Annotated in this window: 21 protein-coding genes; 11 read left to right on the forward strand and 10 right to left on the reverse strand. The window is 67.5% G+C overall.

Going from position 1 to position 25,016, the window contains the following annotated elements:
* Positions 1–7: 7 nt before the first annotated feature.
* Positions 8–1,309, forward strand: coding sequence for an MmgE/PrpD family protein (locus tag C6Y53_RS18370; RefSeq protein ID WP_106473744.1), 1,302 nt, complete (start codon positions 8–10; stop codon positions 1,307–1,309).
* Positions 1,310–1,333: 24 nt separating this feature from the next.
* On the opposite strand, the gene C6Y53_RS18375 is transcribed toward C6Y53_RS18370, so the two are convergent.
* The 3 genes from C6Y53_RS18375 to C6Y53_RS18385 are packed head-to-tail and all read right to left on the reverse strand — an operon-like array spanning position 1,334 to position 3,449.
* A complete protein-coding gene (locus C6Y53_RS18375; protein ID WP_244615023.1) occupies positions 1,334–1,759 on the reverse strand; it encodes a CinA family protein in 426 nt (141 codons plus the stop codon).
* A gap of 44 nt (positions 1,760–1,803) precedes the next feature.
* Positions 1,804–2,304 (reverse strand): phosphatidylglycerophosphatase A family protein, encoded by a 501-nt coding sequence (locus tag C6Y53_RS18380; RefSeq protein WP_106473746.1) that lies wholly within the window; start codon positions 2,302–2,304, stop codon positions 1,804–1,806.
* Positions 2,301–3,449, reverse strand: a complete 1,149-nt coding sequence (locus C6Y53_RS18385) for a bifunctional 2-C-methyl-D-erythritol 4-phosphate cytidylyltransferase/2-C-methyl-D-erythritol 2,4-cyclodiphosphate synthase (RefSeq protein WP_106473747.1) — start codon at positions 3,447–3,449, stop codon at positions 2,301–2,303. The genes C6Y53_RS18380 and C6Y53_RS18385 overlap by 4 nt, the downstream gene beginning before the upstream one ends.
* A 183-nt stretch (positions 3,450–3,632) precedes the next feature.
* Here C6Y53_RS18385 and dusB point away from each other — a divergent pair, with 183 nt between their 5' ends.
* The 5 genes from dusB to ntrX all read left to right on the forward strand — a co-directional run bounded on the left by dusB (position 3,633) and on the right by ntrX (position 10,921).
* Complete coding sequence (gene dusB, locus C6Y53_RS18390) at positions 3,633–4,616, forward strand: tRNA dihydrouridine synthase DusB (protein ID WP_106473748.1); 984 nt, start codon at positions 3,633–3,635, stop codon at positions 4,614–4,616.
* On the forward strand, positions 4,613–5,707 hold the full coding sequence (locus C6Y53_RS18395; RefSeq protein WP_106473749.1) for a two-component system sensor histidine kinase NtrB: 1,095 nt from the start codon (positions 4,613–4,615) through the stop codon (positions 5,705–5,707). Before dusB ends, C6Y53_RS18395 begins: the two co-directional genes overlap by 4 nt.
* Positions 5,707–7,077: a response regulator gene (locus tag C6Y53_RS18400; protein ID WP_106473750.1), complete on the forward strand. Its 1,371-nt coding sequence runs from the start codon at positions 5,707–5,709 to the stop codon at positions 7,075–7,077. The genes C6Y53_RS18395 and C6Y53_RS18400 overlap by 1 nt, the downstream gene beginning before the upstream one ends.
* 81 nt (positions 7,078–7,158) lie before the next feature.
* Positions 7,159–9,513, forward strand: coding sequence for a sensor histidine kinase NtrY-like (locus C6Y53_RS18405; protein WP_106473751.1), 2,355 nt, complete (start codon positions 7,159–7,161; stop codon positions 9,511–9,513).
* Complete coding sequence (gene ntrX / locus C6Y53_RS18410; protein WP_106473752.1) at positions 9,506–10,921, forward strand: nitrogen assimilation response regulator NtrX; 1,416 nt, start codon at positions 9,506–9,508, stop codon at positions 10,919–10,921. The genes C6Y53_RS18405 and ntrX overlap by 8 nt, the downstream gene beginning before the upstream one ends.
* Before the next feature lie 15 nt (positions 10,922–10,936).
* Here ntrX and C6Y53_RS18415 read toward each other — a convergent pair whose 3' ends face one another.
* Positions 10,937–11,434: a hypothetical protein gene (locus C6Y53_RS18415; RefSeq protein WP_106473753.1), complete on the reverse strand. Its 498-nt coding sequence runs from the start codon at positions 11,432–11,434 to the stop codon at positions 10,937–10,939.
* 107 nt (positions 11,435–11,541) lie between these two features.
* Here C6Y53_RS18415 and trkA point away from each other — a divergent pair, with 107 nt between their 5' ends.
* The 4 genes from trkA to hflX all read left to right on the forward strand — a co-directional run bounded on the left by trkA (position 11,542) and on the right by hflX (position 16,089).
* Positions 11,542–12,921: a Trk system potassium transporter TrkA gene (trkA, locus tag C6Y53_RS18420; protein WP_106473754.1), complete on the forward strand. Its 1,380-nt coding sequence runs from the start codon at positions 11,542–11,544 to the stop codon at positions 12,919–12,921.
* Entirely contained in the window at positions 12,921–14,453 is a 1,533-nt protein-coding gene (locus C6Y53_RS18425; protein ID WP_106473755.1) for a TrkH family potassium uptake protein, read from the forward strand. The genes trkA and C6Y53_RS18425 overlap by 1 nt, the downstream gene beginning before the upstream one ends.
* 113 nt (positions 14,454–14,566) lie before the next feature.
* Positions 14,567–14,806: an RNA chaperone Hfq gene (hfq, locus tag C6Y53_RS18430; RefSeq protein WP_106473756.1), complete on the forward strand. Its 240-nt coding sequence runs from the start codon at positions 14,567–14,569 to the stop codon at positions 14,804–14,806.
* A complete protein-coding gene (gene hflX, locus C6Y53_RS18435; RefSeq protein WP_106473757.1) occupies positions 14,803–16,089 on the forward strand; it encodes a GTPase HflX in 1,287 nt (428 codons plus the stop codon). The genes hfq and hflX overlap by 4 nt, the downstream gene beginning before the upstream one ends.
* A gap of 13 nt (positions 16,090–16,102) precedes the next feature.
* On the opposite strand, the gene C6Y53_RS18440 is transcribed toward hflX, so the two are convergent.
* On the reverse strand, positions 16,103–18,571 hold the full coding sequence (locus C6Y53_RS18440) for a penicillin acylase family protein (RefSeq protein ID WP_106473758.1): 2,469 nt from the start codon (positions 18,569–18,571) through the stop codon (positions 16,103–16,105).
* Positions 18,572–18,683: 112 nt separating this feature from the next.
* Here C6Y53_RS18440 and C6Y53_RS18445 point away from each other — a divergent pair, with 112 nt between their 5' ends.
* The gene (locus C6Y53_RS18445; RefSeq protein ID WP_106473759.1) at positions 18,684–19,556 is read left to right on the forward strand and encodes an NAD(P)-dependent oxidoreductase; all 873 of its coding nucleotides are present in this window, start codon (positions 18,684–18,686) and stop codon (positions 19,554–19,556) included.
* Positions 19,557–19,620: 64 nt separating this feature from the next.
* Here C6Y53_RS18445 and C6Y53_RS18450 read toward each other — a convergent pair whose 3' ends face one another.
* From C6Y53_RS18450 to C6Y53_RS18470, 5 genes are all read right to left on the reverse strand, one after another.
* A complete protein-coding gene (locus tag C6Y53_RS18450; protein WP_106473760.1) occupies positions 19,621–20,196 on the reverse strand; it encodes a lipid-binding SYLF domain-containing protein in 576 nt (191 codons plus the stop codon).
* Positions 20,197–20,310: 114 nt separating this feature from the next.
* Positions 20,311–21,540: a DegT/DnrJ/EryC1/StrS family aminotransferase gene (locus C6Y53_RS18455; RefSeq protein WP_244614889.1), complete on the reverse strand. Its 1,230-nt coding sequence runs from the start codon at positions 21,538–21,540 to the stop codon at positions 20,311–20,313.
* 102 nt (positions 21,541–21,642) lie between these two features.
* The gene (locus C6Y53_RS18460; RefSeq protein ID WP_106473761.1) at positions 21,643–22,947 is read right to left on the reverse strand and encodes an NAD(P)/FAD-dependent oxidoreductase; all 1,305 of its coding nucleotides are present in this window, start codon (positions 22,945–22,947) and stop codon (positions 21,643–21,645) included.
* Between the two features lie 15 nt (positions 22,948–22,962).
* Entirely contained in the window at positions 22,963–24,321 is a 1,359-nt protein-coding gene (locus tag C6Y53_RS18465; protein ID WP_106473762.1) for a glutamine synthetase family protein, read from the reverse strand.
* Positions 24,321–25,001: a type 1 glutamine amidotransferase gene (locus tag C6Y53_RS18470; protein ID WP_106473763.1), complete on the reverse strand. Its 681-nt coding sequence runs from the start codon at positions 24,999–25,001 to the stop codon at positions 24,321–24,323. The genes C6Y53_RS18465 and C6Y53_RS18470 overlap by 1 nt, the downstream gene beginning before the upstream one ends.
* Positions 25,002–25,016: the final 15 nt, after the last annotated feature.

Raw genomic sequence — 25,016 nt, forward strand, 5'->3', positions numbered from 1 at the left:
TGGCGCCATGACAGATAGCTTCACGGAAACGCTGGCCGGTCTTGCCGCCGGCCCGGTCGAAACCACGCCGCTGGCGCGGTTGGTCACGCAACTGTCGGCGCTGGACTGGATCGCGGTCGGGCGCGCGGGCGCCGGTGAACCGGTGTCGCGCATCGTCCGCGACATGGCGCTGGACGATGGCGGCGCCGGCGCGGCGCATCTGTTCGGCACCGCCACCATGGCGCCGCTGCGTCAGGCGGCGCTGGTCAACGGCACGATTTCCCACGCGCTCGATTATGACGACACCCATTTCGCCCATATCGGCCACCCGTCGGTGGCCGTGTTTTCGGCGGCGGTGGCGATGGGCGAGGCGCGGGGGGCCGGGCTCGCCGAAATGCTCGAAGCGGCGCTGGTCGGCATGGAGTTGTCGGTGCGGCTGGGCCTCTGGCTCGGGCGGCCGCATTACCAGGCCGGGTTTCACATGACCGCGACCGCCGGTGCCTTTGGCGCCGCCGCCGCCGCGGCCCGGCTGGCGGGGCTGGATGCGGCGGCCACCGCGATGGCGCTGGGGCTGACCGCGACACGGGCGTCCGGGCTCAAGGCGCAGTTCGGCACAATGGGCAAGCCCTACAATGCCGGGATCGCCGCCAGCACCGGCATCGAATCGGTTCTGCTGGTGCAGCGGGGATTTGTCGCCAACCCGGTCGCGCTCGAGGGTGAGTTCGGGTTCGGGGCCACCCATCACGGCCAGTCCGGTCGCGACGACGCGCTGGCCGGGCTGGGGCGGGACTGGCTGTTCGAACAGGTCAGCCATAAATTCCACGCCTGCTGCCACGGGCTGCATGCCGCGCTCGAGGCGGGGCGCGAGCTTGACGTGGCCGCGCCCGAGATCGCGCGGCTGACGGTGCGGACCCATCCGCGCTGGATGTCGGTCTGCAACCAGCCCGCGCCCATCACCGGTCTGGGGGCCAAGTTCAGCTATCGCACCGTGCTGGCGATGCAGGCGCTCGGACATGACACCGCGCGGCTCGACAGCTATGCGGACCACCTCTGCGCCGATCCAAGGGTGATCGACCTGCGGGATCGCATCATGGTCGAAGTGGACGGGTCGCTGGCCGAGACCGAGGCGCGGCTGGAAGTGCTGCGCCGGGACGGCGCGCGGTTCGAGGCGCGGCACGATCTGTCCGCGCCGATGACGCCCGAGACGCGGGAAGACCGGGTTCGCGGCAAGGCGGCGGGGCTGATCGGCGCCGACATGGCGCAAGAGGTCTGGTCGATGCTGAGCGGCGGCGGGGATGTGGCCGGTTTCGCCGCGCTGATGTCGGCCTGACCCGGCTGGGCCGGCGCTGCCGGGTCAGGCCGCCAGCGCCCGCGCCAGTAGGCCAAGCGCGTGATCGCGGGCCGCCGCGCGCACGCTGCCGCGTCCCAGAGCGCCGAAATCGACGGTCTCGGCAAGGCTATCCCGCCCGGACATGGCGAGGCCGAAACAGACCCGGCCTTCGGGCTTGAATTCGGACCCGCCCGGCCCGGCGATCCCGGTGATCGACACCGCCAGCGTGGCGCCTGACCGCGACAGCGCGCCCTCCGCCATTTCCCGCGCCACCTGTTCCGACACGGCCCCGAAGGCATTAAGCGTTTCGGCGCGCACGCCCAGCATGTCGCGCTTGGCGGCGTTGGTATAGGTGACGAACCCCCGGTCGATCACATCCGAGGCCCCGGCGATATCGGTCAGCGCCACCGCGACCATGCCGCCGGTGCAGCTCTCGGCCGTAGCGATCATCACACCCTGCGCGCGGGCGGCATCGAGAATGGCGGCGGCCGGGGTCACAGCCCCAGGACCCCGTGCCAGAGCCCCGCCAGCAGCATCACGCCAAGCCCGGCAAAGACGCCCGCGATCACGTCGTCGAGCATCACCCCCAGCGCGTCGCCGCGCCGGTCCGCCCAGCCCACCGGGCCGGGTTTGAGAATGTCGAACAGCCGGAACAGCGCAAAGCCCGCGACCCAGCCGGGCCACAGCGCGGTGACCGACAGGCCATGGGCCCAGGCGGCATAGCTGAGCGGCAGCAGCGCGATGAACTGGCCGACCACCTCGTCGATCACGATCTCGGACGGGTCGTGATCGTCGCTGCCGCGGGTGGTCTCGGCGGTGGCCCACCAGCCCTTGGCGAACCCGGCGATGGTGGCGAGCAGCAGCAGGGGAAAGCCGCCGATCACATGGAACAGCCAGGCCAGCGGCAGCGCGGCGAGCGAGCCCCAGGTGCCCGGGGCAGGGCGCAGATAGCCGACCCCGCCCGCCGTCGCGATCAGCCGCGCCCAGCCCTTCATGCCGGCACCAGCAGCGCGGTGGCCTGCGCGGCGATCCCCTCGCCCCGGCCGGTGAAGCCCAGCCGTTCCGACGTGGTCGCCTTGACCGAGATCCGGGCCCGGTCCAGCCCCATGATGCCGGCCAGCGCATCGCGCATGGCCTGCGCATGTGGCCCGATCTTGGGATATTCACAGATCAGGGTGCAATCGACATTGCCGATGCGATAGCCCATCCGGGCCGCCAGATCGACCGCGTGGCGCAGGAAGATATCGCTGGCCGCGCCTTTCCATTGTGGATCGGAGGGCGGGAAATGCTGGCCGATATCGCCTTGCGCCAACGCGCCATAGATCGCGTCGGTGATCGCATGCATGCCCACATCCGCGTCCGAATGCCCCTGCAATCCCCGGTCATGCGCCACATCCACGCCGCACAGGGTCACCCGATCGCCCGGTCCGAACCGATGCACGTCGAACCCGTTTCCCAGCCTGATATCCGGCCCCGCCATATGACGCCCTCGCAACACTTGTTCCGCCCGGGCGAAATCGCCGGGCAGGGTTACCTTCAGATTGTCCTCGTCGCCGGGAACGATGGCAACCTCGATCCCGGCCAGCCGTGCCACCTCGACATCGTCGGCGGCACCGCCGGGATGGGCCGCATGGGCGGCGCGGATCGCCTCGAAATCGAACCCCTGCGGCGTCTGCGCCCGATAGAGCCCCGACCGGTCGCCGGTGCCGGTCACCCGGCCATCGGCCCCGGTCCAGAGCGCATCGGTCACCGCCAGCGCCGGGGCCGCGCCGGGCGCATGTTCCAGCGCGTCGATTACCGCGTCGATCACCCGCAGGCCCGCGCATGGCCGCGCCGCGTCATGTATCAGCACCTTGTCCGGTGCGGACGCCGCCAGCGCCGCCAGTCCGTTGCGCACCGACGCCGCCCGGTCGGCGCCGCCCTGCGCGATCACGCAGCCCTCGAAATCCGGCCCGGCGGCACGCGCCATATCGTCGGGATGAAGCACCAACGCCACCGGTCCGACACGCCGCGCGGCGCGCAGGGCGGCGATGGTGTGAGCCAGCATCGGCCGGCCCGCGATCTCGCGCCATTGTTTCGGGCAATCGCCCCCGGCCCGCGTTCCGCGTCCCGCGGCGACGATCAATGCGGCTATGGTCATGGGCAGGTCCGTTCCGTAAATCGGGTCCGGTTTAGGCCCTGTGTCCGGGACAGGCAATTGCCCCCGAACCACCGCCCAAAAAATAGGCATGCGCTCGAAAACGTGGCGGAAAGACGGGGGCCGCGCATTGTGGACGCGCCGGCCGGGCGCTAGAACCGTCCCTGTTGCACAAGGTTGAGGCTCATGCCCGTCACGCTCGGTTCCGCCAATCTGACCCCGCCCGTGATCCTGGCCCCGATGGCCGGTATCACCGACCGTCCCTATCGCGACCTGGTGACACGGTTCGGCGCCGGGCTGGCGGTCAGCGAAATGGTTGCCAGCCAGGAAATGGTGCAGGCCAAGCCGGGGGTGCGCGAACGGGCCGAACTGGGCGTCGAGGCGGCCCGCACCGCGGTCCAGATCGCCGGGCGCGATGCCGGGTGGATGGCCGAGGCGGCGCGGCGTCTGGCGGGGCAGGGGGCGGCGATCATCGACATCAATATGGGCTGCCCGGCCAAGAAGGTGACCAACGGCTATTCGGGCTCGGCGCTGATGAAGACGCCGGATCACGCGCTGCGCCTGATCGAGGCGGTGGTGGCGGCGGTCGACCTGCCGGTGACGCTGAAGACCCGGCTGGGCTGGGATGAGGATCTGCTCAACGCGCCCGACATCGCGCGCCGCGCCGAATCGGCGGGGGTGCGGATGGTCACGATCCACGGCCGCACCCGGTGCCAGTTCTACAAGGGCACCGCCGATTGGGACGCGATCCGCGCGGTGCGGGACGCGGTCACGATCCCGGTGATCGCCAATGGCGACATCACCGACGGCGCGGCGGCGCGCCGGGCGCTCGAGGCGTCGGGGGCGGACGGCGTCATGGTCGGGCGCGGGGCGCAGGGGAAACCGTGGCTGCTGGCGCAGATCGCCCATGATCTCTGGAACACGCCCGCGCCCCAGATCCCGCGGGGCGGGGCGTTCACCGACATGGTTGCGACCCATTACGAAGCAATGCTCGGCTTTTACGGGCGCGACCTGGGGCTGCGCGTCGCGCGCAAGCATCTGGGCTGGTACATGGATGGGGCGGGCACGATCCCGGCGCTGCGCCGCGCCGTGCTGACCGGGCGCGACCCCGGTGCGGTGCTGCGGCTTCTGGGCGATGCGCTGGCATCATCCGGGCAGGTGGCGGCATGACCCCCGACAGCGTGATCTGGGCATCGCTGCCGGTGCCGGCGTTCCGGATCGACGGGCAGGATCGCATTGTCGACGTGAACCCCGCCGCCGAAGGGTTCCTGAACGCGTCATGCCGTGCGGTGGCGGGCCAGCCAGTCTGGGATCAGGTCGCCGTCGATGCCCCGATCGAGGCCGCGCTGGCGCGGTCGCGGCGCAACGGCACGCCGCTCTTTGTCAATGACGTGCAGATCGGCACCGGGGAACGGGCGCCGATGGAATGTTCGCTGCAGGTGGCGCCGCTGGCGGCCGGCGACGGCGAGATGATCCTGCTGATCTCGCCCCGCGAACTGAGCGGGCGGATGGCCGGTCCGCACGCGGTCAGTTCCGCCGCGCAATCGGCGATCGGCATGGCCGAGATGCTGGCGCATGAGATCAAGAACCCGCTTGCCGGGATCACCGGCGCCGCCCAGCTGCTGAGCATGAATCTCGACCGCGACGACCTCGAACTGACCGACCTGATCGTGTCCGAGAGCCGCCGCATCGTCAAACTGCTCGAACGGGTCGAGCAGTTCGGCAATCTCAGCCCGCCCGAACTGGCGCCGGTCAACCTGCATGACGTACTCGACCGCGCCCGGCGGTCGGCGCTGGTCGGGTTCGGGGCCCACATGACCATCATCGAGGATTACGATCCGTCGCTGCCGATGGCCTGCGGCGATGCGGACCAGCTGTTGCAAGTGGTTCTGAACCTGCTCAAGAACGCCGCTGAGGCGGCCGAAGCCAGTAGCGGCCAGGGCGGCACGATCCGGCTGCGAACCTATTTCGAGCATTCCTTCCGCCTGCGGCGGTCCGACGGGTCCGGCCATTCCCTGCCGCTGCAGGTCGAGATCATCGATGACGGGCCGGGGCTGCCCGATACGATCCGCGACCGCGTGTTCGACCCGTTCGTGTCGGGGCGCGAGAACGGCACCGGGCTGGGGCTGGCGCTGGTCGGCAAGATCCTGTCCGACCACGGCGGCTGGATCTCGGTCACCTCGGTGCCGGGCCGGACCGTGTTCCGCCTCTCCTTGCCGCGGGCCCGCATGACTTCGACAGAAAACAAGGAAACGATCTGATGGATGGCACCGTTCTCGTCGCCGATGACGACCGCACGATCCGCACCGTTCTGACCCAGGCCCTGACGCGGGCGGGGTGCAAGGTGCATGCCACCAGTTCGCTGACGACGCTGATGCGCTGGGTCGGCGAAGGCAAGGGCGATGTGGTGATCTCGGACGTGGTCATGCCCGATGGCAACGGGCTGGAAATGCTGCCGAAGATTTCTCAGGACCGGCCCGGCCTGCCGGTGATCGTGATTTCGGCGCAGAACACGATCATGACCGCGATCCAGGCCGCCGAGGCGGATGCTTATGATTACCTGCCCAAGCCGTTCGACCTGCCGGACCTGATGAAACGCACCGCAAAGGCGCTGGAGATCGGCAGCCGCACCCGGCGCAGCGCCGCCGTGCCGCCCGAACAGGACCGTCCCGAGGACCTGCCGCTGGTGGGCCGCACCCCGGTCATGCAGGAACTCTACCGGCTGGTCGCGCGGGTGATGAACACCGAGCTTCCGGTGCTGATCCATGGCGAGAGCGGCACAGGCAAGACCCTGATCGCGCGGGCGCTGCACGATTTCTCGGACCGGCGCGCGATGCCGTTCGTTTCCGCCACGGCCTCGGACCTGCGCGACCTCGAAGGCCCGGCGCGCCTGCTGGCGCGGGTGCGCGGCGGAACGCTGCTGATCGAGGAGATCGGCGATCTCGACGACGAGATGCAGGGGCGGCTGGTGCGGATGATCGACAGCCCCGGCGACCATGCGCCGCGGTTCATGTCCACATCCCAGGGCGATCCGGTGGCCGCCGTGGGCGCGGGCCGGGTGCGCGACGACCTGTTCTATCGGCTCGGCGGGGCGAGCCTGCACGTCCCCGCGCTGCGCGAACGCGTCGATGACATCCCGCTGCTGACCGCGCATTTCCTGTCACGCGGCGCGCGCGAGGGCCTGGCCGAGCGGCGGCTGGGGCGCGAGGCGGCGGAGTTGTTCCGCGCCTATAGCTGGCCCGGCAATGTGCGCCAGCTCGAAAACGCCGTGCGCCGGCTGATGCTGACCGGCCGCAACGCCGAGATCACCCGTGCCGAGGCCGAAACCCTGCTGGCCGACCAGCCGGACATGGAGCCGCTGTTGGGGGCGCAGGATGGCGACAAGCTGTCGGCATCGGTCGCGCGCCACCTGCGGCGCTATTTCGACCTGCATGGCAAGATGTTGCCGCCGCCGGGGCTGTACGGACGCATCCTGCGGGAAATGGAACAGCCGCTGATCGAGATCGCGCTGGACGCAACCGGCGGTAATCAGGCAAAATGTGCCGATCTGCTCGGGATAAACCGCAATACCTTGCGCAAGAAAATTCTCGGCCTCGATATTCAGGTGACACGCCGCCGCAAGTTGATGTAAAAAGGCCACATAAGCGTGGCGCACGGGCTTCACCGCCTGTGGACGACCACAACATATGGCGGTTGGCTGCGAAAGCGGCGCATGAAAACGAGGGCAGCAGTGGCGACCTGGTCACAAGGCAGGCCGGTATCAGCCTTTAATACCTGGCGGCGCACGCGGCGGGCGCGCAATCTCGGCACATTGGGGATGGTGCTGCTGGGCCCGTTGCTGGCCTTTGCCACCTACATGGTGCTGGGCCCGTTCGATCTGCGATCATCCGCCCCGGCGCTGCGGTCGATCCTGCTGGCCGATCTCGTCTATATCCTGGTCGTGGCGACGCTGGTGCTGGGCCAGGTGGCGCGGCTCGTCGCGGCGCGCCGGGCGCAATCGGCCGGCGCACGGCTGCACCTGAGACTGATCGGTGTGTTCGCCCTGCTGGCGCTGATTCCGGCGGTGACGGTGGCGGTCTTTGCCGGGCTGACGGTGAATATCGGCCTCGAGGGCTGGTTCTCGGACCGGGTGCGGCAGGTGGTCGGGTCGTCCCTGTCCGCCGCGCAGGCCTATGAGGCCGAACACCGCGAGGGGCTGGTCGAGGATGCCACCGCGCTGGCCGAGTTCCTGGATGCCAGCCGCGAGGTGACCTTCTTTGCCGGCGATGCCGAGCTGCGGCAGTTCCTGGCCCAGGGGCAGGCACAGATCCAGCGCGGGCTGCGCGAGGCCTATGTGATCGACGGCAGCGGCGAGATCCGCGCGCGCGGCGAACAATCCTATCTGTTCAACTATGAACGCCCCGATCCCGATCAGATCAGGGAGGCGTCGGAAAACGAGATCCTGATCATACAGGACTGGAACAACAACGAATTCCGGGCGCTGGTGCCGCTTGCGGCCTTCGTGGACCGCTATCTCTATGTCAGCCGCGATGTCGATGGCGCGATCCTCAACCTGCTGGACGACACCAAGGAAACGGTGCGGCTGTATCAGCAGTTGGAGAGCGAACGCGGGCGGGTGCTGTTCGAGTTCGGATTGCTATACATCGGCTTTGCGGTGATCCTGATCCTTGCTGCGATCTGGCTGGGCCTGTGGTTCGCGGAACGCCTGTCACGGCCGGTCGGACGGTTGACGGACGCGGCGCAGAAGGTGGGCGCCGGTGATCTCAACGTGCAGGTGCAGGAAGAAAGAGGCGATGACGAAATCGCCATGTTGTCACGCTATTTCAACCAGATGACGCGGCAACTTAAAGGTCAGCGCGAAGCTCTTCTGGATTACACGAGACAGATCGAAGGGCGGCAGCGGCTGTTCGATTCCGTGCTGAGCTCAGTGACATCGGGCGTGGTCGGGCTGGACCCGGATGGCCATGTGACCTTTGTGAACCGGTCCGCCGCACGGTTGCTGGACTGGTCCGGCGACGAACAATCGCTGGCGCTGAAGGTGGCGGTGCCCGAATTCGGCCCGCTCTATGACGAATTGCGCGCGGATGACCGCGAGGTTGCGCAGGGCGAAATCAAGGTGACGCGGCAGGGCCGGCAGGAGATCCTGCTGGTGCGCCTGGCGACCCGCCGCGGCGCCGATGGCGGGCTGGAAGGCTATGTGATCGCGTTCGACGACGTGACCGATCTGGTCAGCGCCCAGCGGATGGCGGCCTGGGGCGACGTGGCCCGCCGCATCGCCCATGAAATCAAGAACCCGCTGACGCCGATCCAGCTGTCGGCGGAACGGATCAAGCGCAAGTTCGGCAGGGCGGTGGGGGAAGACCGCGAGAAGCTGGAAAACATGACCGACGTGATCGTGCGCCAGACCGGCGACCTGCGCCGGATCGTGGACGAGTTTTCCCGGTTTGCGCGAATGCCCGAACCGCAGCGCCGCGCCGAGGACCTGGTGCAGATCGTCGGGGACGCGGTGCTGTTGCAGCAGACGGGGCAGCCGGATGTCAGGATTTCCGCCGATCTGCCAGACGCCCCGCTGGGGGCCGAGGTCGATGCCACGATGATGTCGCAGGCGCTGACCAACCTTATCAAGAACGCAGGCGAAGCCATTGATACCCTGAAGGAAACCGGTGTGCCGCAGGGGTTCGAACCGGAAATTCGCGTCACCCTGAAGACCGAGGGCAACAGCGGCGTCATCACCGTTGCCGACAACGGCATCGGTCTGCCCGAGGACCGGGCGCGGCTGTTTGAGCCCTATGTGACCACCCGCGATGCCGGGACCGGCCTGGGTTTGCCGATCGTCAGGAAGATCATCGAGGAACATGGCGGCAGCCTGGTCCTGGAGGATGCGCCCGCCTTTGACGACAGCGGCCGCGTGGGCGCGATGGCGGTGATCCGTCTGCCGATCACCGGGGCGGGCAGGGCCGACGGCGCCGAACCGGACGGCCGCAGGAAACAACCGATCGGGGCATCGGCGCTCGACCCCGGCAAATCACTGAGCAGGAAACACACGGAGCAGGATCGACATGAGTGACATTCTGATCGTTGACGACGAACGCGACATTCGCGAACTGGTGGCGGATATCCTCGAGGACGAGGGCTACGAGACCCGCCTCGCGGGAAATTCCGACGACTGCATGGCCGAGATCAACGCGGCGCCGCCGGCGCTGTTGATCCTCGACATCTGGCTCAAGGACAGCCGCATGGACGGGATCGACATCCTCAAGGCGGTCAAGCGGGACAACCCGGACGTGCCGGTGGTGATCATCTCGGGCCATGGCAATATCGAGATCGCCGTGGCCGCAATCAAGCAGGGCGCGTATGATTTCATCGAGAAGCCGTTCAATATCGACCAGTTGATGGTGGTGATCCGCCGGGCGATGGAAACCTCGCGGTTGCGGCGCGAAAACAGCGCGCTGAAGCGGGGCGAGGCCTCGGCGACCGAGCTGATCGGCGAATGCCCCACCTTCCGCACGATGGTCGGGCAGCTCGACAAGGTGGCCAAGACCAACAGCCGGGTCATGCTGACCGGGCCGGCCGGCGCCGGCAAGGAGATCGCCGCCCGCTACATTCACGCCCAGTCGAACCGCGCCAGCGGGCCCTTCGTGACGGTGAATTGCGCGGGCGTGGCGCCCGAGCGGATGGAGGAGGTGCTGTTCGGGCGCGAATCCCCCGAACGCGGCGTCGAATCCGGCCTGCTCGAAGAGGCCCATGGCGGGGTGGTCTATTTCGACGAGGTCGCCGACATGCCCATCGGCACCCAGTCCAAGATCCTGCGGGTGCTGGTGGACCAGCAGTTCCAGCGCGTCGGCGGCGGCGACAAGGTGCGGGTGGATCTGCGGGTGGTGTCGTCGACCAATCGCGATCTCGACACCGAAATCCGCGCCGGCCGGTTCCGCGAAGAGCTGTTTCACCGGCTGCGGGTGGTTCCGATCGCGGTGCCGTCGCTCGAGGAGCGGCGCGAGGACATCCCGGTGCTGGCCGCGCATTTCATCGAACGCTGCAATGCCGAACAGGGCCTGCCGCTGCGCGACCTCGGCGACGAGGCGGTGGCGCTGCTGCAGACGATGTCCTGGCCCGGCAACGTGCGGCAGCTCAAGAACCTCGTGGAACGGGTATTGATCCTCGGCGACGAGACCGGGCCGATCGAAACCCGCGAGCTGCTCAGCAACGAAGATCGCGACTCCGACGGCGATCGCGTGGTGCTGTCCGGCGCGCTGGCCACGCTGCCGCTGCGCGAGGCGCGCGAGGCGTTCGAACGCGAATACCTGCTGACCCAGATCAACCGGTTCGGCGGCAATATCAGCCGCACGGCTCAGTTCGTGGGCATGGAGCGCAGCGCGCTGCACCGCAAGCTGAAATCGCTGGGCGTGGTGACCGGGGCCAAGGCCGGTGGCGGGCGGACGGCCCATGCCGAGGCGGTCTCGGAGGCGGCGGAGTAGGGCGCCCGCGTCTCCTCAGCCGGAGGATGCGGTGGTGCCGGGCTGCGGGGGCACGATCTGCCAGCTGCCATCGTCATGACGCACCACGCAGGCGCCGTCGATCCGGGGTGGCAGCCGCAGCGTCTGCTGTCTGGGCACGCGCGACGCGATCTGCTGCGAACACCGGGGCAGGGTCTGCGGCGCATAGCCCTTGTTCGCCATGCAGGCATAGACGATCCGCCGGCGCAGCGACGCATTGACATCGACGCTGTAGATGCCGCCATCCATCCAGTAGCCCGGCGTGCTGTAGCAGCCGTTGGCGTTGCAATAGCGGTTGCCGGGGAAATAGATCGGCGGGTTCTGCCGGATCTGGTTTGCCACCGGAGCCTGGTTCACCGCCTTGACCTCGCAATCGAGCGTATCGCTCTGCATCCGGCTGACCGGGGCGTCGGGCCGGTAGAAGATCGTCATCGGGCCGCCGCAGGCAGCCAGCAGGGCAGACGCGGCAAGCGCGAGGGGCAAGGTCCTGTTCATGGGGCCATTCTGGCCGATCCGGATGGGCGGGACAATTCATTTGACCGTATCGGGGCCTTCTGCCATGCAAAGGGTCCGACAGCCGGGCTGATGCAGGGGGATGCAGCATGAAGGTGATCATCTGCGGCGCGGGGCAGGTGGGCCTGCAGATCGCGCGCCACCTGGCCGGTGAACAGAACGATGTCACCGTCGTCGATGTCAACGCGGACCTTGTGCGCCATGCCACCGATACGCTCGATGTCCAGGGCGTGACCGGCTATGCCAGCTATCCCGACGTGCTGAAGACGGCCGGGGCCGAGGACGCGGACATGATCATCGCGGCCACCCATTCGGACGAGGTGAACATGGTCACCTGCCAGGTGGCGCATTCGATCTTCAACATCGACCGCAAGATCGCGCGGCTGCGGGCCAAGTCCTACAACGATCCCGAATATGGCGATCTCTACATGCGCGACCACCTGCCGATCGAGGTCATCATCAGCCCCGAACGCGAGGTGGCCGAGGCGGCGATGCGGCGGCTTTCTGCCTCGGCGGCCTTCGACACCGAGATCTTCATGGACGGCAAGGCGCAGTTGCTGGGGCTGAGCATCGGCGAGGACTGCCCGCTGGTGAACACGGCGCTGCGCCAGCTCACCGACCTGTTTTCGACGCTGCGCTCGGTGGTGGTGGGGATCCGGCGCAACCGCAAGCTGTTCGCCCCCGAACCCAACGATCAGGTCCTGCCCGGCGACGATTGCTATATCTTCTGTCATTCCGACGATGTCGAACGCACGCTCGAGGCGTTCGGCAAGAGCCAGCGCAAGCTGGAGCGCATGGTCATCGTGGGCGGCGGCAATGTCGGGCGGATGGTGGCGCATCGGCTCGAGGAGAGCCCCGGCCGCGTTCGCGCCAAGATGATCGAGCGCAGCCGCACAACCGCCGAGGAGGCGGCTGAGGAACTGGAGCGCACCATCGTGCTGCATGGCGACGGGCTCGACGAACAGTTGCTGAACGAGGCCGGCATCGCCCGCGCCGACGCGATGCTGGCGGTCACCAATGACGACAAGACCAACATCCTCGCGGCTGTCCGGGCAAAACATGCCGGCTGCCCGATGGCGATCGCCCTGATCAACGACCCGTCGCTCGAGCCGATGATGGGACCGCTTGGCATCGATGCCCATATCAACCCGCGCGCGACCACCGTGGGATCGATCTTGCGGCATATCCGCCACGGGCGGGTGAAATCGGTCTATTCCATCGGTGACAGCGAGGCCGAGATCATCGAGGCCGAGGTTCTGCCCACCTCGCCGATGGCCGGCGCGCGGCTGCGCGACGTGGCGTTTCCCGAAGGCGCGCTGGTCGGCGGCGTGATGAAGAACGGCGAGGTGCTGCGGCCCAGCGGCGGCCTGCGGGTCGAGGTCGGCGACACTGTGGCGATCTTCGCGCTGTCCGAGGACATACCCGCGGTCGAGCAGCTGATGCTGGTCGCGCATGACTATGTGCTGTGATGGCTGACAGGGATGGCCATGGCCTGCTGATGCGGCTGCCGCTGTTCCTGGTCATCTGCGGGGTGGCGGCGATGTCGATGTATGTGCCGGCCACATACGCGCTGATCCGCGACAATCACCCGGCCTCGCAGTCGTTTTTCTATTCCGGCACGCTGGGGCTGTTCTGCGTGACCATGATCGCCACCGCCATGGGAGGGCGAAAGTCGCGCTTCGGGGCGCTGGGGCAGTTGCTGGCCTTTTTTGCGGCCTTCACGGTGCTGCCGCTCTACCTGGCCGTGCCGTTCCATGACGCGCTCAGGACCACCGCATTCGAGAATGCCTATTTCGACATGGTCAGCGCGATCACGACCACGGGTGCGGACATGTTCGGCGATCCGTCGCGGCTGGACCCGGTGCTGCACCTGTGGCGGGCGCAGGTGGGCTGGCTCGGCGGGCTGCTGATGTGGATCGGTGCCTCGGCGATCATGGCCCCGCTGAGCCTCGGCGGGTTCGAGGTGACCGCACGCGGCGAACCCGGTCGCTCCGAGGAACTGCCGACGCAGGGCGGGCCGATGCACCCGCGCGCGCGCCTGCTGCAGGTCGCCTATGTGCTGGGGCCGCTCTATGCGGGGCTGACCGGGCTGCTGTGGATCCTGCAGATGGTGCTGGGCGAAACCGCGCTGACGGCGCTGTGCCATGCGATGTCGGTGATGGCGACATCGGGCATCTCGCCGGTTGGCGGGCTGCAGGGGGCACAGACCGGCGTTGCCGGCGAGGCGGTGCTGTTCCTGTTCCTGTTCTTCGCGCTGTCGCGCCTGACCTTTTCCAACGATACCGTGCAGCGCGGCGGCGGGCGGCTCGACCGCGACCCCGAGTTCCGCGTCGGCCTGTTCATCGTCCTGACCATTCCCGTGGTGCTGTTTGCCCGGCACTGGCTGGCCTCCTTCGACATCGACCAGGGCGAGAACTTCACCCTGGCGCTGCGGGCGCTGTGGGGCGCGATGTTCACGGTGATGTCGTTCCTGACGACGACCGGGTTCGAAAGCGCCGACTGGGCCGAGGCGCAGCAATGGTCGGGGCTGGAAACGCCGGGGCTGATCCTGATGGGCCTGACGCTGATCGGCGGCGGCGTCGCCACCACGGCCGGAGGGGTCAAGCTGCTGCGGGTCTATGCGCTCTACCTGCACGGGCTGCGCGAACTGGAACGGCTGGTCTATCCCAATTCGGTCAGCGTGTTCCGCGGCGGCAACCGGCGCATCCAGCGCGATGGGGCCTTCATCGCCTGGGTGTCGTTCATGCTGCTGGCGACCTCGCTGGCCGCGGTCTGTCTCGCGCTGTCGCTGCTGGGGATCGGGTTCGAGCAGGCGATGATACTCGCGGTCGCGACCCTGTCGACCACCGGCCCGGTGATCGAACTGGCATCGGCCGCGCCGATCCAGCTGGTGGAACTGGGGTTGGGGGCAAAGGCGGTGCTGTGCAGCGCGATGGTTCTGGGCCGACTCGAAACGCTGGCCATCATCGCGCTGTTCACCCGCGATCTGTGGCGCGTATGAGCTTGTTTTCGCAAGGGTGCCATTTGGGGGTGGAATCTCCCGATTTGGCGTTTCATACTTACGCAGAGGGAGGCGCTGGTCCGCAGCGCGATTTTTAGAGAGAAAAAGAATAAATGGCCTCTGACAAACAAAACCTGCAGGACGCTTTTCTTAACCATGTTCGCAAGACCAAGGTGCCGGTGACGATCTTTCTGATCAACGGCGTCAAGCTGCAGGGCGTGATCACATGGTTCGACAATTTCTGCGTCCTGTTGCGCCGGGACGGTCAGTCACAGCTTGTCTACAAGCACGCGATCTCGACCGTGATGCCGTCGCAGCCGATCAACCTGTATGAAGGCGAAAACGGCGCTTGACGGCGGAACCGACCGGCAACGACCACGCGCCCACCCGCGCCTGGGTGCTGCATCCCGACATACGCAGCGACGCGGCAAGACGCAGCGCCGGACCGGCGCTCGGGGAAGCCGTTGCGCTGGCGGCGGCATTGCCTGGGCTCGACGTGGTCGGGGCCGACGTGGTGGCGCTGCCGCGGGCGCGGGCCGGCCTGCTCTTCGGCTCCGGCAAGATCGACGAACTGAAGGCGCTGTTCGCGGAACAGGATGTGGAGCTGGTGCTGATCGACGGGCCGGTGACCCCGGTGCAGCAGCGCAACCTGGAACGGGCCTGGGAGGTCAAGATCCTCGACCGCACGGGGCTGATCCTCGAAATCTTCAGCGACCGCGCCCGCACCCGTGAAGGCGTGCTGCAGGTGGAAATGGCGGCGCTCTCGTATCAGCGCACGCGGCTGGTGCGGGCCTGGACCCACCTGGAACGCCAGCGCGGCGGGCTGGGCTTTGTCGGCGGGCCGGGGGAAACCCAGATCGAAGCGGACCGCAGGGCGATCGACGAACAGCTGGTGCGGCTGCGCCGGCAGCTGGACAAGGTGGTCAAGACCCGTGCCCTGCACCGCGCCGCGCGGGCCAAGGTGCCGTATCCGATCGTCGCGCTGGTGGGCTATACCAATGCCGGCAAATCGACATTGTTCAATCGCCTGACCGGCGCCGATGTGGTCGCCAAGGACATGCTGTTCGCCACGCTTGACCCGACGATGCGGCGGGTCGAACTGCCCGACGGCCCCGAGGTGATCGTCTCCGACACCGTGGGGTTCATCTCGGACCTGCCGACCGAGCTTGTCGCCGCGTTCCGCGCCACGCTCGAAGAGGTCCTGGCCGCCGATCTGATCGTGCATGTCCGCGATGTCAGCCACGCCGAGACCGAGGCGCAGGCCGCCGATGTCGAGGCGATCCTGACCTCGCTCGGTGTCGGCGACGACCGGGCCCGCATGGAGGTCTGGAACAAGCTCGACCTGCTGAGCGACGAGGACCGTGCCGCCGCCCGGTCGCGGGCCGCGCGGGACGACGGCGTGCAGGCGGTGTCGGCCCTGTCGGGTGACGGGCTGGACAGGCTGGTTGCCGCGATGGCCGCCGCCCTGCAGGGGGTGCGCCATGTGGAGACGCTGACGCTCGGGTTCGGCGACGGGCGGCAGCGCGCGTGGCTCTACGATCAGGACGTGGTGCAGGACGAACGCCAGACCGAGACCGGGTTCGAGATCACGGTGAACTGGACCGCTAGGCAGGCGGAGCGCTTCGCCGCGCTCTGAGTGCTCCTGCGCGTTACTGCGCGGGCAACAGGGTCGTCACCCCCACGGAGGCGGCCCGCGCCAGGTCGAGATCGAGCGACATCGGGATGTATTCGCCGCGCCGCCAGAGCTGGGCGAGATCGTCATAATGGCGTGACAGGAAATGCCCGGACTGGCCGGTGGAGATGACAAAGACCGAACTGTCGGGATCGGCGAAATCATAGACCCCGCGATAGCCCGCCCCGTGCACGTTTTCGAACGGGTCGGGATCCTGGCCCGACATGCGCCCCCGCAGCAACGTGTTGTCGCCGCCCGATGTCGATTGGCGGATGTTCACGAAATACCGCAGGACCGGCACATCACCCAGGACCGGGTGGTCATGGGTGGCCTGGTGCGCATCCCCCCAGCGCAGGGATTCCAGCGCCGTGCCATAGGTGTCGCCGATCCAGACCAGCGCATCGTCCAGCGCCAGCCGGGCCATGTCGGTGCAGGTTTCGACCCGCGCGCTCAGCCGCACGTCGCACCATGCGGATGCGCCGTCCACGTCGCGGAACACCCGTTCGATAAAGAGCGGTTCGACATGCGCGAACTCCTGCGCCACGGGGCCGAGATCGTCTTCGATCAGGCGTTTCTGCAGCGCGCGCAACCAGGCGGAATAGATCAGCGGTTCGGGCAGATGCTCGTTCATCTCGCCGTTCCATTCGGCCAGCAGTTTCAGCGCCTCCTGCCGTTGCCGTTCGGATGTGCCTTCGGGCGCGGCTTCGCCGGTGAACCACAGATCGGCGCCGATCAGCGGCAGCAGGGTCCGGGCGGTGACGCTGACCGGATCGAGCTGCGCCTCGATGAAGCTGTCGCGGGTATGGACCTCGCGCGATTGCATCAGCCGCTGCCAGCGCTGGATCCGCTGGCTGTCGCCCCAGAGATAGGACACATGGTCGGGAAAGGGGCGGTCGACGATCTTGTTGTTGGTGTTGCCGAGAATGCCGCCGGCAGGGGCCACGAATTCGGGATTGTCGGCATAGGGCAGGGTGCCGGTCCAGCGGTTCTCGGCCCTCCAGCCCTGGCTGGGCAGGCGTCCCTTGCTCTGGTGGCCGGGATCTCGGGCGGGTATCGCGCCAACGAGTTTCAGGGCGATCGTGTCGTGATCCACCAGCGACAGGTTCTGCGCCGGAGCGACAAAGGGTTCGATGGCGTCCATCGCCGCGTTGACGCTGTCCGATTCCAGCAGCGCCAGCGCCGCCGACATCGTGGTGTCGTTCGGGCTGAGCGCGGTCCAGGACAGGCTGACCACATGGCCCGGCGGCGTTATCGCATCCAGTCCGAACCGGCCGCCCGGCAGCACCGGGCCGTTCTCGGTCCAGCGCAGGGTCAGGGTGATGGCGGGCTGGTCCCGGATCTCGATGATCGACGGCCGGGTTTCGAACCGCTTGTAGCCGTCGGGGGTCAGGTATTCCTCGGGATTGTCCGGGTTGAGTTTCTCGATATGCAGATCCTGGTCATCCACATAGGCCGAGGTCAGGCCCCAGCCAAGCCGCGCGCTGCGCCCGGTGAGCACGGCGGGAATGCCGGGGATGGTCCCGCCGATGACGCCGCCCGATTGCAGTTCGAGCCGCGCAAGATACCAGATCGACGGGGCGGTAAAGCCCAGATGCGGGTCATTGGCCAGCAGAGTGCCGCCCGATGCGGATCGGGTGGGCGCCGCCGTCCAGGCATTCGAGGCGCCGGCCAGGCCGATTGCTGCAACCGGGTCGAGCGGATGCCGCGGCAGGTCCGGAACCGCCAAGGCCTGCCGCCGGACACCCGGCGCCAGATCGGCATATTCGGGCAGCGCTGCAACGCCCTGTCCGGGCATGTCGGGCATGATGTCGACGAGCCGGGCGGGATCGCTGAGGGCGAGCGACACGCGGGCGCGCAGGATCTCGTTGCGGAACTGGCCCGAGAGCTGCACCGCCATCAGCTTGATCACCGCGATCGAATCCGCCGGCCGCCACGGGGCCACCGGCATGTCGAAGAGGAACATTTCGGGCGCGCCGCGGCCCAGCGCACGGTCGTTGATCTCGGCCAGCCGTGCGTTCACGCCGGCGGCATAGGCTTCGAGCGCCGCCAGCGCCAGGTCGTCCTGCGCGCCCACGGATTGCCCGGCCAGACGATAGAGGTCGTAGCGCCGCATCAGCCGGTCCACCGGCACCGTCGCGGCGCCGAAAACCTCGGACAGGCGGCCCTGTGCCGTGCGCCGCAGCACCATCATCTGCCACAGGCGATCCTGCGCATGGGCATAGCCCAGCCCGAAGAACACGCCGCCGTCGCTGGCCGACAGGATATGCGGCACGTTGGCATTGTCGCGCAGGATCTCGACCGGTGCGTCGAGCCCCTCGACCGTCAGCGTCTGGTCGTAATCGGGCAGGGACTGGCTGGCCAGGAACCAGACCAGCATCACCGCCGCGACCCCCAGCGCCACCAGCGCCGTCGCGATTCGCATCAACCAGCGAAACAGCTTGCCCATCCTGTCTCCATCTGCCGTTCTGGCCAGCGGCTGCAGTGGATCGATTGACCCCGCGCCCGTGGCTGGTAGGTAGATGTCCTATGTAGCCGGGCATCAATCAAGGGGGAAGCGGATGGCAAAGCTGGCATTTCTTGGACTGGGCGTGATGGGATACCCGATGGCGGGCCACCTGCAGGCCGCCGGCCACGCGGTGACGGTCTACAACCGCACGGCAGCCAAGGCGGAGGCCTGGGTGGAACAGCATGGCGGCACCGCCGCTCCGACCCCGCGTGCCGCGGCGGACGGCGCCGAGTTCGTCATGGCCTGTGTCGGCAATGACGACGATCTGCGTTCGGTCTGCCAGGGCGCCGACGGGGCGTTCGCGGGCATGGGCGCGGGCAGCGTTTTCGTCGATCACACAACGGTATCGGCCCGCGTCACCGCAGAGTTGTTCGAGGCCGCCAGCGCGGCCCGGATCAGTTTTGTCGACGCGCCGGTGTCGGGCGGGCAGGCGGGTGCGGAAAACGGTGTGCTCAGCGTGATGTGCGGCGGCGACCAGGGCGCCTATGACCGGGCTGAATCGGTGATTTCCGCCTATGCGCGCATCTGTCGGCGGATCGGCGAGAGCGGCGCGGGCCAGATGACCAAGATGTGCAACCAGATCGCCATTGCCGGGCTGGTTCAGGGGCTTTCGGAGGCGCTGCATTTCGCCGACAAGGCCGGGCTGGACGGGCACGCCGTGGTCGAGGTGATCAGCCAGGGGGCGGCCGGGTCGTGGCAGATGTCGAACCGGTACCAGACCATGCTGGATGACGAGTTCGATCACGGTTTCGCCGTGGACTGGATGCGCAAGGACCTGGGCATCTGCCTGGACGCGGCGGATGACAATGGCGCCAGCCTGCCGGTCACGGCGCTTGTCGACCAGTTCTACAAGGATGTGCAGAAACTCGGCGGCGGGCGCTGGGACACGTCGAGCCTGATCAAGCGCCTGCGCGCGACGGGATAGACGGGCGGAAGAGGGGGCTCTGCCCCCTCACCCCCGGGATATTTCCGGCAAGAGGAAGCCGCGATCAGGGAATGATTCGCGTGTATTTCGTGCCTTCCAGCGTGGCCCCGACGCGCAGCCCGGCCTGGCCGAACACCGCCGCCAGCACCGGCGACAGCAGCGTGTTGGTATCGGCGGCGATGGAGCTGCCCTGATCGGTGACCACATATTCCACGTCCGCGCCAACCGCCCAGCCCGAGGCGTGGCGGAAATCGCGCAGGGCTTCTTCGGTCATGAAGAACAGCACATGGGCATATTGCTGCGCCCCGATCTGGAAACCGGCGCTGCCCTTGACCGTGGAGTAATAGTCGACCGTGACACCGTCGATGCGCAGCGCGCCGCGCCCGTAGGCGCCGCCAAAGCCGAAGCCCGCTTCGGTCACCAGCGGCATGACCAGCATGCCGGCGGCCTTTTCGGACAGGCCCACCGTGTTGGGATAGAGCCTGTACATCTGGTCGAGGGTGGAGGTCACCCTTGCGTCGATCTTGGCGGCGGCGTCGCTGCCCACCGGGTTGCCGCAGGCGGCGGGGACGCCCGCGCCTGCCAATGCGCCAAGCGTGAAGACGCGGCGCGAAATCGGGGAATTGCTGTGTCTGCTCATGGGTCTGCCTGTCATTGCCTGTCATGGCCGGTTTGCCGGCCTTGGCAGGGTATATAGGCGTTCGCGGCGCCGCTGTCACCTGAAAGGGCCGGGATGGGCGTCGTTGCGCCGCGATCAGGTTCCGAAGGCGGGCAGGGGGTCGGTGACATCGGCAACGGCGCCCAGCAGCGCATCGGCGATGAAATCGAGCTCTGCCCGGGTCAGCCGCACCGGCAGGCGCACGTCGCAGGCCCGCATCAGCATGGCGCGGGTCTGCGGCAAGTCCGGCAGCTCGTCGAGGAACCGCCAGTTCCAGAACGCGCGGGCATTGTCCTCGCTATGTCCGAAAACCTGCACCTTGACCCCGCGCGCGGCGGCCGCATCGGCGAAGGCGACAACCTCGGCATCATCCATGCCGACCAGGTTGAACTGGATCGAATCCGGTGCCCGGCGTTCGGGGGCGAGCGGCGGCGGCACATGGAGATGCGCGGAGGTGTTGAGCCTGTCGGCCACATAGTCGTGATTGACCAGGCCGTCACGCACGCGCCGGGCCAGTTCGGGAAGCTGCGGCCGGATCACCGCCGCGCTGAGGTTCGACATGCGCAGGTTGTAGAGCGGCAGCCGGTTCTGCCAGCGGGCAAAGGCGGCGTCGAGCGCGCCGGTATTGTCGCCGCGCGGGCCCTTGTGTTTCTGCCAGTTATGTTCGTAGGCGCCCGACATGATGACCGCGCGCGCCACCAGGTCGGCGTCGTCGGTGATCAGGATGCCGCCTTCGCCGGCATTGATCATCTTGTAGGACTGGAAGGAAAAACAGCCGATCGCGCCAATGGTGCCGATATTGCGGCCGTTCCAGGTGGTGCCGAGACTGTGGGCCGCGTCCTCGATCACAGGCAGGCCGCGCGCGTCGCACAGCGCCATGATCGCGTCCATGTCCGAGGTATGGCCGCGCATGTGGCTGATGATCACCGCCTGAACGTCGTCGAGCCGGGATTCGAAATCGGCCAGATCGACGCGGTAATTGTCGCCGACCTCGCACAGGACCGGCACGCAAACCGCATGGATCACCGAAGACGGAACCGCCGCGAAGGTAAAGCCGGGGATCAGCACGCGGGCATCGCGGGGCAGGTCCAGCGCCTTCAGCGACAGGAACAGGGCCGCCGAACAGGACGACACCGCCAGCGCGTATTTGCTGCCCAGGAGCTTCGCGAATTCACCCTCGAGCAGGGAAACCGGCGCATCCTGCGGGGCGGTGTAGCGGAACAGGTCGCCTGACTGCATCAGCGCATCTATCGCGGCCCGCGCGGCCTCGGGGATGGGTTCTGCGTCATGGACATTGGGGGGCAGGGTCCGGGGCGTCGCCATCATTTTGGATTTCCTGAATTGAATCTTTGGAAATTCTAAATCAGATGAATGTAACTGCCAAGTGAAACCCGTGCCATGGGCTGCAATCAGCCGATTGCACCACGATCAGATGCCGAGGCGGTCGCGCAGGGAAAACCAGGTCATCGCCAGAGCCAGCAGCGGTGTGCGCATGGCGGCGCCGCCCGGAAATGGCGGGGCCGGAATGCGCGCCATGGTGTCGAACCCGTCGGTTTCGCCCTGTATGGCCAGCGCCATCAGTTGACCGGCATGGGTGGCGGTGCCGACCCCGTGGCCGGAATATCCCGAAGCGGACAGCAGGTTGGGGCCGAGCCGCGCCAGATAGGGCATCCTTTTCATGGTGATGGCGAGCGTACCGCCCCAGGCATAGTCGATCCGTGCCTCCCGCAGATGCGGGAAGATCTCGGTCATGGGTTTGCGCACCAGCGCGGCGATGTCGGACGGGAACCGGTAGCCATAGCTTTCGCCGCCGCCGAACAGCAGCCGCCCGTCCGCCGACAGGCGGAAATAGTTGACCACGAACTTGCTGTCGGCCACCGCCACGTCGCGGGTCAGAACGCGAGCAACCTCGGATCCCAGCGGCTCGGTGGCGGCGATGAAGTTGTTGATCGGCATGACCCGCGCCGCGACCGCGCGATCGAGCCCGGACATGTAGCCGTTGCAGGCAAGGATCGCATGGTCGGCCACGACCCGCCCCTGTCCGGTCTGGATCACGAGCGGCTGGCCGCGCGCGATGTGATGCACTTCGGCGCCCTCGAAGATGCGCACGCCGGCATCCCGCGCCGCCCGGGCCAGCCCGAGGGCAAAGTTCAGCGGGTGCAGATGCCCCGCGCCCATGTCGAGAATGCCGCCCGCATAGGCCGGCGACGGGCAGAGCGCCTGCATGGCATCGCGGTCCAGCAGCTCGATCCGGTCATATCCATAGCGATCGGCGAGATGTCCGGCATAGCGATGCAGGTCGACGGTTTCGCGGGCGCTGAAGCCGGTCCAGGCCACCCCCGGTTTCAGGTCGCACGCGATCCGGTGCCGCGCGACGAGGGATTTCACCAGCGTCTTGGCATCCTCGGCCAGGTCCCAGAGCCTGGCGGCATCGGCATCGCCCGCCAGCTTTTCCAGCCCGTCCTGGGTCATCCGCTGGCCGCTGCCCAGCTGGCCGCCATTGCGCCCCGACGCGCCGAACCCGACGCGCTGCGCCTCGAGCAGCACCACATCCAGCCCGGCCTCGGCCAGGTGCAGCGCCGCCGACAGCCCGGTATAGCCGCCGCCGATCACGCAGACATCGGCGCGGGTTTCGCCGCGCAGGGGCGGGAAGGGGTCGAGCGCGGTGGCGGTGGCAGTATACCAACTGGCCGGGTATTCGCCCTGCCGGTCATTGGCGTGAAGGAGGTTCATGCGGCGCTCACCCGGTCAGACGTTCAGCAGCAGGTGTTCGCGTTCCCAGGGGGAAATCACCTGCAGGAACTCTTCGTATTCCGTGCGCTTGACGATGCCGTAGACGCGGGCGAAATCCTCGCCCAGAACCCGGTGCAGGTCCACCGCGCCGTCGAACAGGTCGAGCGCCCGGCCCATGTCGCGGGGCAGGGCCTCGTCGCCGTCATAGGCATCGCCCCTGAACTGGCGTTCGGGCCGGCGTTCCTCGAGCAGCCCGAGATAGCCGCAGGCAAGGCTGGCGGCGATGCCCAGATAGGGGTTGCAATCCATGCCGGCGAGACGGTTTTCGATGCGCCGCGCATCGGGGCCGGACAACGGGATGCGGATGCCGGTGGTGCGGTTGTCGCGGCCCCAGCTGAGATTGATGGGGGCGGCGTGATCCTTCACATAGCGGCGGAAGGAATTCACATAGGGCGCAAAGACCGCGATCGCCGAGGGCAGGTGATTCTGAAGGCCCGCGATGAAGTGATAGAAGGCGTCCGTTTCGCCACCCTGCGGGCCGGAAAACAGGTTCTGTCCGGTTTCGATGTCGATGATCGAATGGTGGATATGCATGGCCGACCCGGGTTCGTCGGCGATCGGCTTGGCCATGAAGGTGGCGAAACAATCATGCCGCAGCGCCGCCTCGCGGATCAGGCGCTTGAAATAGAACACCTCGTCGGCCAGCTTGACCGGATCGCCGTGACGCAGATTGATCTCGAGTTGGCCGGCGCCGCCCTCCTGGGTGATGCCGTCGATCTCGAAACCCTGCGCCTCGGCAAAGTCATAGATGTCGTCGATGACAGGGCCAAACTCGTCCACGGCGGTCATCGAATAGGCCTGCCGCGCGGCCGCCGGACGGCCCGACCGGCCCATCATCGGTTCGATTTCCTTGGCCGGGTCGAGATTGCGGGCGACCAGAAAGAACTCCATCTCCGGTGCCACGACCGGTTTCCAGCCGCGATCATGGTAGAGTTTCACCACCCGCTTGAGCACGTTGCGCGGGCTGCAGGGGATCGGCACGCCTTCGCGGTCATAGGCGTCGTGGATCACCTGCAACGTCCAGTCGCCGGTCCACGGCGCCGCCGTGGCGGTGCCGAAATCGGGGCGCAGGATCATGTCACGTTCGATGAAGCCCTCGTCGCCGGCGGCCTCGCCCCAGTCGCCGGTGATGGTCTGGAAGAAGATGCTGTCGGGCAGGTGGAAATAGTCCTGCCGCGCGAATTTGCTCGCCGGCACGGCCTTGCCCCGCGCGATGCCCGGAAGATCGGAGATGATGCATTCCACCTCGTCCAGCCGCCGGCCGTCGAGATAGGCGCGGGCGGCGTCGGGGATATTGTCGGTCCAGTCGGCCATCAGGCCCTCTCTTTCATGAAGAATGCCGCGATCTCATCAGTGATGCGGCGGCTGTCGGTCGGGATGTCCAGCCGGGCGGCGGCGCGGGCCTGGATCGTCTCGGGCACCACGCCCTTCGCCCGGGTTCGCAACAGACCGTCGATGAAGTCGCTGCCGAACTCGGGATGGGGTTGCACGGTCCAGATCGTGTCGCCATAGGCGAGGATCGCATTGGCGCAGAAATCGTTTCCGGCGATCACCTGCGCCCCGTCGGGCAGGGCGGTCACCTGGTCCTGGTGCCAGGCGTTGAGCGTCAGCCGCTCGTCGCCCCTGTCATAGTCGGTCGCGCCCACCGACCAGCCGCCGGCGAATTTCTCGACCCGCCCCCCCAGCGCCTGTGCGATGATCTGGTGGCCGAAACAGATGCCGACCAGCGGACGGCCGCTGTCGCGGATGGCCCGGATCAGGCGTTCCAGCGGCGCGATCCACGGCAGATCGTCATAGGCGCCATGTTTCGAGCCGGTGATCAGCCAACCATCGGCAGACCCGGCATTTTCGGGAAAATCGCCATCCACCACCGCGTAGGTGTCGAAATCAAAGCCGTTGCCGGCGAGCAGGCGGCGAAACATCGCGTCATAGTCGCCGGTCGCCTCCATCAGGTCGTCCGGGGCGTGACCGGTCTGCAGAATTCCGATTCTCATGGTTCACCGGGAGGT

Origin of the sequence: Pukyongiella litopenaei (assembly GCF_003008555.2) — a bacterium.
In the GTDB taxonomy this organism is placed as follows: Bacteria; Pseudomonadota; Alphaproteobacteria; order Rhodobacterales; family Rhodobacteraceae; genus Pukyongiella; species Pukyongiella litopenaei.

Bases quoted from the DNA above. Each gene is read 5' to 3' on its own strand.
- C6Y53_RS18375 (WP_244615023.1), bottom strand. From the start codon at position 1,759: ATGATCGCTACGGCCGAGAGCTGCACCGGCGGCATGGTCGCGGTGGCG.
- C6Y53_RS18460 (WP_106473761.1), bottom strand. From the start codon at position 22,947: ATGAACCTCCTTCACGCCAATGACCGGCAGGGCGAATACCCGGCCAGT.
- C6Y53_RS18385 (WP_106473747.1), bottom strand. From the start codon at position 3,449: ATGACCATAGCCGCATTGATCGTCGCCGCGGGACGCGGAACGCGGGCC.
- C6Y53_RS18455 (WP_244614889.1), bottom strand. From the start codon at position 21,540: ATGATGGCGACGCCCCGGACCCTGCCCCCCAATGTCCATGACGCAGAA.
- hfq (WP_106473756.1), top strand. From the start codon at position 14,567: ATGGCCTCTGACAAACAAAACCTGCAGGACGCTTTTCTTAACCATGTT.
- C6Y53_RS18465 (WP_106473762.1), bottom strand. From the start codon at position 24,321: ATGGCCGACTGGACCGACAATATCCCCGACGCCGCCCGCGCCTATCTC.
- C6Y53_RS18370 (WP_106473744.1), top strand. From the start codon at position 8: ATGACAGATAGCTTCACGGAAACGCTGGCCGGTCTTGCCGCCGGCCCG.
- C6Y53_RS18415 (WP_106473753.1), bottom strand. From the start codon at position 11,434: ATGAACAGGACCTTGCCCCTCGCGCTTGCCGCGTCTGCCCTGCTGGCT.
- C6Y53_RS18405 (WP_106473751.1), top strand. From the start codon at position 7,159: ATGAAAACGAGGGCAGCAGTGGCGACCTGGTCACAAGGCAGGCCGGTA.
- C6Y53_RS18425 (WP_106473755.1), top strand. From the start codon at position 12,921: ATGGCTGACAGGGATGGCCATGGCCTGCTGATGCGGCTGCCGCTGTTC.
- C6Y53_RS18445 (WP_106473759.1), top strand. From the start codon at position 18,684: ATGGCAAAGCTGGCATTTCTTGGACTGGGCGTGATGGGATACCCGATG.
- C6Y53_RS18440 (WP_106473758.1), bottom strand. From the start codon at position 18,571: ATGGGCAAGCTGTTTCGCTGGTTGATGCGAATCGCGACGGCGCTGGTG.
- C6Y53_RS18380 (WP_106473746.1), bottom strand. From the start codon at position 2,304: ATGAAGGGCTGGGCGCGGCTGATCGCGACGGCGGGCGGGGTCGGCTAT.
- C6Y53_RS18395 (WP_106473749.1), top strand. From the start codon at position 4,613: ATGACCCCCGACAGCGTGATCTGGGCATCGCTGCCGGTGCCGGCGTTC.
- C6Y53_RS18400 (WP_106473750.1), top strand. From the start codon at position 5,707: ATGGATGGCACCGTTCTCGTCGCCGATGACGACCGCACGATCCGCACC.
- C6Y53_RS18450 (WP_106473760.1), bottom strand. From the start codon at position 20,196: ATGAGCAGACACAGCAATTCCCCGATTTCGCGCCGCGTCTTCACGCTT.
- dusB (WP_106473748.1), top strand. From the start codon at position 3,633: ATGCCCGTCACGCTCGGTTCCGCCAATCTGACCCCGCCCGTGATCCTG.
- C6Y53_RS18470 (WP_106473763.1), bottom strand. From the start codon at position 25,001: ATGAGAATCGGAATTCTGCAGACCGGTCACGCCCCGGACGACCTGATG.
- trkA (WP_106473754.1), top strand. From the start codon at position 11,542: ATGAAGGTGATCATCTGCGGCGCGGGGCAGGTGGGCCTGCAGATCGCG.
- ntrX (WP_106473752.1), top strand. From the start codon at position 9,506: ATGAGTGACATTCTGATCGTTGACGACGAACGCGACATTCGCGAACTG.